The organism is Intrasporangium chromatireducens Q5-1 (assembly GCF_000576575.1).
Lineage (GTDB): Bacteria > Actinomycetota > Actinomycetes > Actinomycetales > Dermatophilaceae > Intrasporangium_A > Intrasporangium_A chromatireducens.
This window is the reverse complement of the sequence record NZ_AWQS01000032.1, coordinates 16,293-27,569: the sequence shown is the minus strand read 5'-3', so window position 1 is coordinate 27,569 and position 11,277 is coordinate 16,293. Positions and strand designations below refer to the sequence as shown.

The window sequence follows — 11,277 nt, the reverse complement described above, 5'->3', positions numbered from 1 at the left end:
GAGGAACCAGCCTCAAAGCCCACCACCCGACGGGGCGCTTTCCAAGCATGTCCGTAAAACAACTACCGGTCGACAGGCGGCTGCTAGACGATTGCCGTCAGGATCGGTGTCTGGCCAGACTCGGTCCAGGTGTCCGGCGGAAGGCTCTTCAAGCGGCTGCCCACCCTCTGGGGGTGTGGCTCTCTTCCGGTCTGCAGTCCGTCGGGCACCGTGACGAGGCGTGGCTCGAAAGGGGTCTGCCCAGCTCGTAGCAGCACTGCCCACCTCGCCGTCCCTACCGGTTCGAGGCATGCAGGAGGACGTCATGACGAAGGTGATCATCGGGGCCGATCCCCACAAGCTGTCGGCCACCATCGAGGTCGTCGACCGACGCGAGAAGCTCCTCGGATCGGGGAGGTTCAGCACTGACCAGGCCGGCTACACCGCGATGCGGGCTTACGCGAAGACCTGGCCGGAGCGGGTCTGGGCGGTCGAGGGCAGCAACGGCGCCGGCCGTCCGCTGGCCCAGCGGCTCCTCGAGGCCGGCGAGGACGTCGTGGACGTCCCGGCCAAGCTCGCCGCCCGGGTCCGGCTCTTCGACACCGGACACAACCGCAAGACCGACGCCCGTGACGCCCACTCCATCGCCGTCGTCGCCGTGCGCACCACGACGCTGCGGGTGCTGCGCCCCGACGGTGATCTCGAGGCGTTGCGGATGCTGTCGGACCGTCGCGAGGAGCTGACCCGGCTGCGGGTCCAGACCGTGAACCGGCTGCACCGGCTGCTGGCCGAGCTGGTCCCCGGCACGGCGAAGAAGGACCTGACCGCCTTGCAGGCCAAGGCGATCCTCGCCTCGGTGCGCCCGCGGGACATCGCCGGCAAGACCCGCCGCCGGATCGCCGCCGACGAACTCGCCGACCTGGTCGCGGTCGAGGCGAAGATGAAGAAGGCCACGGCCGAGCTGAAGGTCCTAGTCAAGGCGCGAGGCTCCCGGCTGATGGACCTGCGCGGTGTCGGACCCGTCGTCGCCGCTCGCACCCTTGCTGATGTCGGTGACGTCGCCCGGTTCGCCGACCGGAACCGGTTCGCCTCCTGGACCGGCACGGCACCCCTGGCCGCGTCCTCCGGTCAGCAGAACCGGCACCGGCTGTCCCGTGCCGGTAACCGTCGGATGAACCACATGATCCACATCGCCGCGATCAGCCAGATCCGCCCCGACACCGACGGCCGCGCGTACTACCGGCGCAAGCTCGCCGCAGGCAAGACCAAGCTCGAAGCGCTGCGCTGCCTCAAGCGCAGGATCTCCGACGCCCTGTATCGCCAGCTGGTCGCCGACGCCGAACGAGCACGCCTGGAGGCCGCAGCTGACGCCGGTCGCATGGCTGCAACGGGCCCGGGAGGGCACTGCGGGGCGACTCAAGAATCCAGCGCGGTCGACCTGCCCCCGCACATCGACACTTCGGATCAGCCACTTCCCGGACCCGCGATACCGACACTACAACCGGCGTCGACGCCCCTGAAGCCGTCACGCTCCAGAACCGCGTCGGCCGCTCATTGACAACAAAGGGGAGCCGGATTGACGCGCCCTCGCCGACCACTCCAACCAGCGAGAGTCACGGCGTGCAGGACCTCGCGGCAATCTCTGCCCCGCAGCGCCTGGCCCGAATGGAGTTTGGTTCAGCCCTCATCGTCGTTGGCGAGGCCTCGATCCAGTCGACCGCCTCGTCGGTGAGTTGCGTCTGTCCCTCCACGGAGGGGCCCGTCCACCACTGAGCGTTCTGTTCGCCGCCTGTCACGCTGAGGATCTCCGCGATGACAATGTCGGGGAGGGGCTCCCCGTTGTGCTCCATAAGCCATGAGCGGCTGGAAGTGCTGAGGTACGGCCAAACTTCGGGCAAGTCCATGAAGCCATGCTTCCTCAGATCGCTGGTGCGACAGCGCGCGCAGCAGCCGCCGATCCTCAACACGCAGGCACGGGAAAGGGACGATCGCGGCGAAGTCATGCAGCGTTCCGATCGGCTGAGCCTGTCAGGCCGTGTCACTGGGCCGGAACGCCGCGGCTCGCCTACTGTTGCTTCATGACCCGTAAGATCTCAGCCTCCGAGAAGGCATCGCGCACGGTGAAGCCCACCGTTGCTGCCCCATTGAGGCAGACAACGGTCAAGAAGGCCACATCACGAGTCGCCGCGCGCAGTGCGGTCACGGGACGCTACGTCGCAGAGGCCAGCGCGGCCAAGGCGGCCGGGAAGAGCAACAGGGGCTCCTCAAACAAGTGACTGCCGGGCGACATCCACTGCCGAGGGGAGTGCATTGCATCGCAAACTGCAAGCTCCCTTCAGAAGTTGCCGTCGACACCTCGTTCGTCATCGCGGCGCTCAACCAGGGCGAGCCGCACCATCAGGAGGCGGCCGACTTCATGACGCGGCTTGTCGACGGACAGTCACTCCTCATTCACAACCGCCTGATGGAGATCGAGTTCGTTGAGGTCGCGTTCAAGCTTGCGGTTAAGGAACGACATGGATCGAAAGGGTGGCCAGCGAAGCGCAGCGATGGCAGGGTGAGGCGTCGCGCTGGCCGCTTGACGAGCGACATGCTCTCCTCCTGGAAGGAGATCAAATCCACCACTCCGAACCTGCAGATCGAACTCGCCGAGGTGGCAGACGAGGTACCCGGCATCATGCGGAAGTGGGGCCTTGCGTCATATGACGCGGTGCATGCGGCCAGCGCCATCTACGGAGCGGGCGGCTCGTTGGTTACCTTCGACGCCGGCTTCGGCTCCGTTCCAGAGAAGGATCTACAGGTCTACATCGAGCGCTCCCGGGTGAGGAGCTGCCGTATCCGTCGAGGAGGTCGGTTGAACGGCCCATGAGCCGCCGGGACGTCCAAGTAGCTCAGCGAGCACTTGGCCTTCGGCTGAGCCAAGGGGCCGTGGCGCGCCCAACTTCGCGGTGGGACCTTAAGGCCTCCGCTCAACACCTTGGACGCCTTGGACGCGCGTTGGAGTCATCCTTTTGTCGCCGCGGCGGCATGATGGGCTGCGGCGACTTGCACAGCGCGCTGGAATGGTATGGCCTGAGGGCGTCGAACACCAGGGCGGGCCGACGCCCCCAGGCCGACCGGTCAGACCTTCTGCCGGATAGTGCCACCGGGGTTGCGCTTCACGGTGGCGTCAGTGATGAAGCGGCCAGTCGACGCCGACCGGTTTACAGACCGGCCGTTCCTGGTGCCGGAACCGACACGTTCGGTGGTGGTCTTGCCAGGCCACCGGGCGACGGCTGCCTTCGAGACGAACCGGCCGGTGCCGGCGCTGCGGTTGACACTACGGGCCATGATGGGCCCCTTCCTAAGCACGGCTTCCCGGCGCCAAGCCACCTGCTCGCGGTCATTGGCGACCACGATCGGAACAGGTAGCCTCAAGATTCCGACGCAAACGGAGCGAGAGGCCTTGGCCCGGGAGACCCCGGCCGGGGCCTTTCGTGCTCGACCACTACTCCACCATGATCGGAACCAGTTCGCAACACGGAAACTGCGATTTCGAACGTTTTTGTCGCAACGACGCCCGCTCCGGTTGGACATGATGGTCGCACCCATGCTCTCATTAGACACATGAGCATCGCAGAAGCCGCCGCACGGAGCGCGCTCGAGTCTGTCGTGACGCGACTCCGGGAGTCGGGCCTCCTCGACGCCATCCGCGACCTGAAGCGAGAAGTCTGGGCGGTCAACATCGACCGCTACGAGCCTGAGGAGCTCGGCGACACCCCGCGATCGCTCGGCCTGTTGACTTTCGAGAATTTCACCCAGCGCGCGATACGTCGGTACGAGCACGACGAGCTGGAGCGTGTAGAGAACCACTGGAAGATCGAGGGCCTCAAGGTCACGACGCCGAACGGCGTCCTCACTTTCGAGCTCCACGGAGCCCGCATCGTCGGCATGAAGGTCCCGCCGGCCGAGCGTCGCGCCCCTCGCTGGCACCGGTTCGCCGACTGGGACAACGAGAGCAACACCCGCCTCGACATTGCAATGGAGAACTCCCGAGTGCTCGGCGGGTACACAACGCCCTATCCCGGCCAGGGCGTTCTCGCCGACTTCCACGCAAATCTGGGGCACCTACCTGGGGTCGTAACGAACTTCCTCTACCTCTGGGCTGGTGAGTTCACCTCACCGCTCACGTCAGGATGGCTTGCTGTCCCGGCCATGGGAGGCCACCCCTTCGCCGCAGTTGCTCCGCTGTGGCACGACACCGAAGACGATCTGCCGGGAAGCACCCGCGCAGGCAAGCGCGGACCGATCGGTCCCAGCTACGACGAGAAGCTGGCGACGCAGCCGTCGATCATGCTCAAGCCGAGGCCGGCTACGGAAGGTGAAGTGTGAAGGCCGGGCCGCGCCCCCCTGCGCAATCGACCGACTTCGATGGGACGCGACTGACAGTCGCACGCAGGTTGCGTCGCAAAACCAAGAGCTCCCTCGCAAGCGAGGTTGGAGTCTCGCCTTCCGCCATCGCCCAGTACGAAAAGCCTGATGGTCCGAACCCCACTCAAGCCGTCCTCGCGAAGATCTGCCTCGCACTTGGACTGCCACGAGAATTCTTCGGGCTCAGTCGCTCAATATCGCTGCTGGCGGCATCAGAAGCCCACTTCCGGTCCCTAAGGTCGACCACCGCCGCTGCCAGAGAACAAGCGCTGGCGTACGGCGAACTGTCCTTGGAAGTCGTGAACCTTATCAGCGACTACATCGAACTCCCTGCCGTAGACCTGCCCGAACTTGAGCTACCAGACGAATTGACCGACGGGGTCATCATCGATGCGGCACGACGGATCCGCGCGGCTTGGGGGATCGAAGAGGGCCCAGTTCCGTCGGTCGTGCAGTTGCTGGAAGCCCATGGAGTGGTAGCCCTTCGCCTTCCCCCAGGCACCGACCCTGCAGTGGACGCGTTCTCCACCAACGCCGGGCGGAGGCCCCTCGTCTTTCTCAGCCAAAGCAAGGACGACAAGGCCCGAAGCCGTTTCGACGCATCGCATGAACTCGGCCACATCGTCCTTCATCCAGACACTGAACCTGGGTCCAAACTGGTCGAAAAGCAGGCGCATCTATTTGCCGCTGAGTTCCTCATGCCCCGCGACGAGATCATCGACCAACTGCCGCGACGCATCGACTGGCCCGCCTTCCACGCATTGAAGAAGCATTGGGGCGTGAGCCTTCGGGCATTGGTGTTCCGGGCCAACGCTCTAGGTCGTCTCTCCGAAGCCTCGTACCGCCGTGCGAACCAACAGTTATCGATGTGGGGCTTGCCCGAGCCGAATCCACTGGGTCCGGCGGAGTCACCGCAGCTTCTGGGTCTGGCCAAGGAACTAATGATTGAGAGTGGGCTTGACTTTGACGCAGTGCTGGCGGCTGGTCGCATCGCCACGGATGTGACGGAGGATGTGATCCAGGCCGGAAGCACCGAGAGGCCACGACTCCAGTTCGAGTAGTGACGGCATCTGGCCGGGCACGACCTCATGCTCAGCGCGCCGTTTGTGCGTCGCACCGCGGCGGCGATCAAATGGGATCGGATGGGCGCTCACAGTGGGAGCAGTGACGCTAGCCCTATCTGGGCGGAGAGACGCTTACTTCTGGGCAGGTTCTTGATGTGCGCTCGACGGAGGGCTGCCGCAGTCAGGTGGCGATGGTGCTGGTGCCCTAGTTCCCGGGGTGTACTCGGTGGCGTAGTAGAGAGCGTCGTTGACGTACCAGTCGGCGTGGTTATAGGCGAAGAGAGCGCGGCGGATGCCCGTGGCACCGTCTGTTGCGCCGGAGTGGACGAGATAGTTGGCCGCGGAGTAGATGCTGTCGGCGGGGTTGGTGATGTCGGCCTTGCTGTCGCCGTCTCCATCGGTGCCCCACCGGGCCCAAGTAGCGGGCATGAACTGCATGATGCCTTGTGCGCCGGCTGATGAGGCTCCGGTGATGCGGCCATGAGCGGTCTCTTCCATGCCGACCCCGGCGAGTAGTGCCCATGGGATTCCGTACTTGTTCCCGGCGGCGACGTAGAGCGCGTGGATGTCGGCCGGGATGGGGAGTGCGGAATTGTGCAGAGAGTTGCGTCGGGGCTGTCCCGGGCGCGGGAGGGGTCCGGCGCCTCCTTCCCCGGGCGGAGCGGCTGGGCGGGCGATCATGTCAGTATCCGGCTCTCCCCGGGGTGCCTCGACCGCGCGTCCGTCGAGCGGCGCGTGATGCTCTTTCATGAAGGAGATCGGGTCGACGCGTGTGCCGCGGATGCTGACTTCGAAGTGGAGGTGGTTGCCGGTGCTCGCGCCGGTGGAGCCCTCCACGCCGAGCCGCTGCCCGGCGTGGACGGTCGCGCCGGGGACGATGTGAGGGTCGATGGTGGCGAGGTGGGCGTAGCGGGTCTGGATCCCGCCGCTGTGCTGGAGGTCGACGAGGTTGCCGTAGCCGGTGGTGTCCCAGCCGGCGCGGATGACCCGGCCGGTGTTGGCGGCGACGATCGGGCCGGGGCCCGGAAGGGTCGACAGGTCTTGGCCGGCGTGGAAGTTCCAGCGTTTGAACACCGGGTGGTAGGACCAGCCGATGCCGCGTGAGGAGACGGTGTAGGCCTGCACGAAGGGGGGCCGCCACTGCCCCGACGCCGGCGCCGTGCCGCAGGCGCCACGAGTCGACACCGCGACCGCGGGTACCGCGGCGCCGGCGATGGCGATCGCGGCCAGCAGCGGCGCGCCCAAGAGCACGCCTATCAGGGCGACGACGGCGAGCACCTTAGCCATGACGGAGTACCGGGTTCAGGTGGCGCTGGTGATGGCGTCGTTGGTGAAGGTGAGGTCGAGCTCGGCGGGGTGCAGCACGGTTTGGACCTGGTAGGCCTGCTCGCCGACGCTCCACAGGGCTCGGCCCTTGCCGTGCATGGCCCACCCGGTCACGAGGTCGCGGGCGATCGGGCCGAGGCCGAGCAGCGCCTCGAGCTCGGCGGCGACGGCGGCGTCCTGGCCGTGCAGGACCTTGATGTCGGCGAGGTGCAGCAGGTCCTTGGCGATCGCGACGGCCTGCGAGCCGGTGTCGCCGGCGGAGAGCAGGTCGGAGGGTTTGTGGGCGATGGCGAACTGGACGTCGCCGTCGCGGCGGGACAGGCGCAGGTCGGCGTCGAAGCTCTTGACCGCCTCGGGGCCGAGCCGCAGCTGTTTCCAGGACTCGTCGCGCACCACGATCCGCAGGTCCCCCGGGCCGGCGGTTTCGCGCATGGCGCGGCCCCAGGAGTTCAGGCAGGTCAGGGCGATCCCGACGGCCTCGTCGCCGAGCGGTTCGAGCCGGGACAGGCTGAGGGACTGGATCGGGGCACGCCAGTCCAGGTCGATGGTGGTGTGGTCGTCGAACAGGCCGGCGAGGGCGCCGGTGGTGAGCTGGCCGAGCGCGTCGCGCAGCAGCCGGGTCGCATCGAGGAACTGTTGCCGCGTCGGGTACCGGCACGCCGTGACAAGGTCGTTGGTGGGTTCGTCGAGCGCGTGCCAGAGCTGCGGGATGGTGACCTCGGTTAGCTTGGTGTGGGCGTGGGCGTAGCCGGTCAGCTCCGCGAGCGCGGTCTTGACGACGACCTCGTCGCTGGGCCCGAACGGGACCCGCTGCTCGCCGATGCGTTGGCTGCCGACGAGGCCGCGGATCAGGGTGAGCCAGCGGGCGAACACGATCGCGGCGCGGCTCTGCGCCGCCGCGGGCGCTAGCTGGTCCCAGCCGTGGCCGAGGGGCCCGAAGGCGAGCGGGTTGATCCTGGCCGGCAGCCCGTGCCCGATGGCGATCGGTGCCACGCGGAGCGCGTGGCAGAGTTTCTCGTACTCGTCCTTCGGGTCGCCCACGATCAGCGCGCGGTAGCCGAAGTCCATCATCCGCAACACGAAGGCCTTCACGGTCGCGGACTTGCCGCGGCCGGGCTTGCCGAAGGCGAAGATGTTCGGGTTCGTGACCGGGATGTCGTCGCGCAGTACCCAGCCGAGCGGGTCGGCGTAGAAGCTGCCGCCGGACAGGTGGTCGATGCCGATCTGCGCGCCGGTCGGGGGCAGCCCGGGCGCGCCGATGAACGGCCACAGGACCGGGGCCTGGTCGGAGGTCATCCGCCAGGCCGTGACGGGCGCGGTCGCGGCGACCCACCCGCTTCCGGTATGCCGGGCTCCGCGCCTGGGTGCGTGCCGGAACAGGCGCGGCTCGTGACGGTCGCGATGGGGGTTGGGTGTGGCGGGCAGGTCGTGGCCGAAGTCGGCCAGCAGCCGCGCGACACCACGCCCTGGTCCCCGGCGGGTTCGGCCGGGTCGCGCCGACATCCTCGGTGTCATCGGGGTCACCCGTCGCCTTTGCGGGTGAGACTGACCCCCAGGGGGATACAGCTCGCGGTAAACCCGAGGTCCTGGGCGAGGTCGAGCCGCAGCGGGGCGTACCCGGCGCGGCGCACGGACGCGTCGAGGCGTCTGCCGTACTCGGTGACCCGGGACGTCTTGGGCACGGTGACCGCGGCGACGGCGTACGGGCGGGTCATCGCGTGCCCGCGTGCCAGCTTGGCGTCCATACCGCGCACGGTGTCGGCCGCGGCGCGGGCCTTGGCGCGCTGCTTGACCTTGGCGCGGACCCGGAGCTCATCGCCGAGGTCGGCAGCCCACTCGCTGGTGGCGCTGCGCCGGTCCGCCGAGGTCTGCGCCAAGATCGGGTAGGCCACGAGCAGGCTACGGCGCTCCCCCGGCTCGGTCGGGGTCAGGACGGGTGCCAGGGCGCCGATCGCGGCGCCGCGGACGGGCAGCGCGATGGTGGCGCTGACCGTGTTCCACGCGTCGTGGCTGTAGTGCCGGAGCAGCGAGTCGGCGCCGGACGGCCCGGCCAGCGCCCACGGAATGTCCGCGTTCACGGCCGGATCGGTCGGTGCGAGTGCGAGGGCTTCGATGATGCCGGCCCGGTCGCCAGGGGCGAACCCCGTCCGGCAGGCGAGGGCCAGCTCGGGCGAGGTGAGCCAGTGCACGCTGATCATCGCCATCGCGCCGAGCAGGTGGGCCTCGACCTCGCTCATCAGGGCGTCCATGACCCGGGCTCGGCCCTCGAGGCCGCCGCCGGACTCTTTCGCGTCCCGGCCGATTCGCCGCTCCGGGACGACCAGGGTGATGAACGCTTCCGTCCGCACCGAGGCGCGGGTCAACCCGGCCTGCAGGTCCTCGTTCACCTCCCGAGCCAGAGACTGCCCGGTGCTCGTGCGATGGCGGGCCGTCCACACGTCGCGTTCGGCGCCGTCCTCCGGGACGGTACGCACGGTGAAGAGGATCTCGTCGATCAGCGCGGTGCGCGACGCGAGGTCGAGCAGCTCGGACAGCCCGGTCCCTTGCCGGGTCCGCTCACCGGCGTCGGTCAATCCGATACCGGGGTGCACGATCGCGGCGGTGACGGCCCAGGTCCGGGTGGCGTGGTTCTGGATGATCGCCACCCGGGACAGGGTCGGCCCGGTGGGTGGCCCGTCGTGGATCTGGATGCCCGCCAGCGCGCCGGGCAGGTCCGGGATGTTCAGGTCGTCGGCGCGTCCGATCGCGGCGCGGGAGCTGAACCGTGTCCAGCCCGCGAGCCCGCCGACCATGTACCCGATGGTCGCCAGCAGCCAGCCGGTGGCCGAGCGGCCACGCACCGGGGTGACGGTCACGACGAGCACGAGGACCCACCCGGCGAGAAAGACCAGCGCAGAACGCCAGGCGCCGCGCTCGATCGAGGCGAAGATCGGCAGACTCGCTGCGGCGATCGTCACCAGTTGCCAGCCGTTCAGGCCGAAGAACCAGCCGATCTTGTCGCGGCTGTAGTCGCGGTAGATGACACCCATCGGTCTGCAACGCCTTTCGTTTAGGGGGCGATCGGAGGCGTTGCCGCTGCGCCGCCGCCACCTGACCCGGTGGCCGGGGTGCCCGGCGCGCCGGTGGGGCCGTGAGCCTGCCGGGCCGCGGCGGGCAGGTCACCGCCCGAGCGGGAGCCGGGCGCGGTGGGTGCCGTCGGGAGCAGCACCGGTGGCGGTGGCATACCCTGCTCACCGCGCTCACCGGCGTCGTCAGCGCCGCTAGGCCGCGGTCGGCGGGTGATCGCCCCACGCCCCCCGCCTGCTGTGCCGTCGGAGTCCGGGTACCAGGACTGGTGGCCCATCCCGCCCTGGTTGGTGATGTCGGCGCCCACCGCGGCGCCTTTCGCCCCGACCTGCTGCATCACCGCGAGGCCGGCGGCCGCCGCTGCCCCGACGGCTCCAGCTCCGGCGAGGACACCGGTGCCGGCCTGGCCGAACCGGGCGCTGGTGGAGGCCTGTCCGGCGGTCTCGGCGTGGGGGCGGCCGTGCCCATCGGTCGCGGACGCCGCGGTGGAGGTGGAGCTGCTGGCCGAGTTCGCGCGGCCGCTGAGCAGGTTCTGGATCCCGCCTTGCGCGGAGAGCCCGTTGCGCAGCGCCGCTCCGGAGTGGGTGCCCGGCTCGACGAAGGCGAGCAGCTTGAACAGCGCCAGCGGGGAGACGACCCCGATGAGGATGAGGATGACCGCGGGCAGGGCGATCCCGATTGCGGACTGGGCCCCGTCGGCGAGCCCGCTGGCGACACCGGTGGTCAGCTGCACCCCGAGTCCGAGGACCAGGACCATGAGCACGGGGGTGAACGCGGCGGCGTGGAACCAGCGCAGCGACTTCCAGAACCAGGAGCGGCCAGCCTCGGACACGAGCCCCGCCGCCGAGATTGGGGTGGTGACGACGAGCACCAGCAGGGCGCCGGCGCGGGTCAGCATCACGAGCAGGTGCCCGATCGCAGCGAGCCACAGCAGCAGCCCCATCAGCCCGAGGACGGTCGCGACGGTCGCGTCGAGGAGATCGGTGACCTTCAACGGTCCCCAGGGCTGCCACTGGGACCAGGAGGAGACCGACAGCAGCCGCTCCATGAGGGCCCTCGTCAGCCCTCCGCATGCGGTAACCACGGCGACCCCGTAGACGATCCAGCCCGCGCACACGATCGCGAACTGGCCCACCCCCACCAGCACCGTGGCGAGGCTCTTGCCATCACGGCGCACCGCGGCGACCCCGAGCTGGACGGCGGCCATCGCGACGACGAGGGCACCGGCCGCCCAGAAGGTGACCTGGTACACCGTGGCCGCCGGCCCGGCCTCGCTCAGGTCCGGGGTGAGGAACGCGTCCATGAGGTTCAGCACGATCCGCATGACCCACAGGCCGGCGTTCCACAGCCCGAGCATCGCCACGGTCCACGCGTCCGCGACGACCTTGCTGGCCGTGCCGGCCAGCAAGGTGAAGACACTGATCGGGTCCAT

At 68.7% G+C, this 11,277-nt stretch carries 9 protein-coding genes; 5 read left to right on the top strand and 4 right to left on the bottom strand.

From position 1 onward, the window contains the following. Positions 1-304: 304 nt before the first annotated feature. The 5 genes from N864_RS06305 (at position 305) to N864_RS06280 (ending at position 5,450) form a co-directional block, all read left to right on the top strand. Positions 305-1,537, top strand: coding sequence for an IS110 family RNA-guided transposase (locus N864_RS06305; protein ID WP_034714707.1), 1,233 nt, complete (start codon positions 305-307; stop codon positions 1,535-1,537). A gap of 520 nt (positions 1,538-2,057) precedes the next feature. After that, the gene (locus N864_RS25025; protein WP_162164509.1) at positions 2,058-2,255 is read left to right on the top strand and encodes a hypothetical protein; all 198 of its coding nucleotides are present in this window, start codon (positions 2,058-2,060) and stop codon (positions 2,253-2,255) included. After that, entirely contained in the window at positions 2,252-2,848 is a 597-nt protein-coding gene (locus N864_RS06295) for a type II toxin-antitoxin system VapC family toxin (RefSeq protein ID WP_205620874.1), read from the top strand. Before N864_RS25025 ends, N864_RS06295 begins: the two co-directional genes overlap by 4 nt. A 737-nt stretch (positions 2,849-3,585) precedes the next feature. After that, positions 3,586-4,350 carry a hypothetical protein gene (locus N864_RS06285; protein WP_034714690.1) on the top strand — a complete coding sequence of 255 codons (765 nt, stop codon included), beginning with the start codon at positions 3,586-3,588 and terminating at the stop codon, positions 4,348-4,350. Then, positions 4,347-5,450, top strand: a complete 1,104-nt coding sequence (locus N864_RS06280; protein ID WP_034714688.1) for an XRE family transcriptional regulator — start codon at positions 4,347-4,349, stop codon at positions 5,448-5,450. Before N864_RS06285 ends, N864_RS06280 begins: the two co-directional genes overlap by 4 nt. Positions 5,451-5,585: 135 nt before the next feature. Here N864_RS06280 and N864_RS23540 read toward each other — a convergent pair whose 3' ends face one another. From N864_RS23540 to N864_RS06260, 4 genes are all read right to left on the bottom strand, one after another. Continuing rightward, positions 5,586-6,740, bottom strand: a complete 1,155-nt coding sequence (locus tag N864_RS23540) for a peptidoglycan DD-metalloendopeptidase family protein (RefSeq protein WP_051518260.1) — start codon at positions 6,738-6,740, stop codon at positions 5,586-5,588. A 15-nt stretch (positions 6,741-6,755) separates the two neighbouring features. Next, complete coding sequence (locus tag N864_RS06270; protein ID WP_240474232.1) at positions 6,756-8,075, bottom strand: ATP-binding protein; 1,320 nt, start codon at positions 8,073-8,075, stop codon at positions 6,756-6,758. A gap of 224 nt (positions 8,076-8,299) precedes the next feature. Next, positions 8,300-9,808 (bottom strand): SCO6880 family protein, encoded by a 1,509-nt coding sequence (locus N864_RS06265; protein ID WP_034714682.1) that lies wholly within the window; start codon positions 9,806-9,808, stop codon positions 8,300-8,302. 20 nt (positions 9,809-9,828) lie between these two features. Beyond that, entirely contained in the window at positions 9,829-11,277 is a 1,449-nt protein-coding gene (locus N864_RS06260) for a type IV secretion system protein (RefSeq protein WP_034714681.1), read from the bottom strand.

What these genes read in the sequence shown, in the direction of transcription:
- N864_RS25025 (WP_162164509.1), top strand. Translation starts at nt 2,058, where the DNA reads ATGACCCGTAAGATCTCAGCCTCCGAGAAGGCATCGCGCACGGTGAAG.
- N864_RS06265 (WP_034714682.1), bottom strand. Translation starts at nt 9,808, where the DNA reads ATGGGTGTCATCTACCGCGACTACAGCCGCGACAAGATCGGCTGGTTC.
- N864_RS06270 (WP_240474232.1), bottom strand. Translation starts at nt 8,075, where the DNA reads ATGACCTCCGACCAGGCCCCGGTCCTGTGGCCGTTCATCGGCGCGCCC.
- N864_RS06285 (WP_034714690.1), top strand. Translation starts at nt 3,586, where the DNA reads ATGAGCATCGCAGAAGCCGCCGCACGGAGCGCGCTCGAGTCTGTCGTG.
- N864_RS23540 (WP_051518260.1), bottom strand. Translation starts at nt 6,740, where the DNA reads ATGGCTAAGGTGCTCGCCGTCGTCGCCCTGATAGGCGTGCTCTTGGGC.
- N864_RS06260 (WP_034714681.1), bottom strand. Translation starts at nt 11,277, where the DNA reads ATGGACCCGATCAGTGTCTTCACCTTGCTGGCCGGCACGGCCAGCAAG.
- N864_RS06305 (WP_034714707.1), top strand. Translation starts at nt 305, where the DNA reads ATGACGAAGGTGATCATCGGGGCCGATCCCCACAAGCTGTCGGCCACC.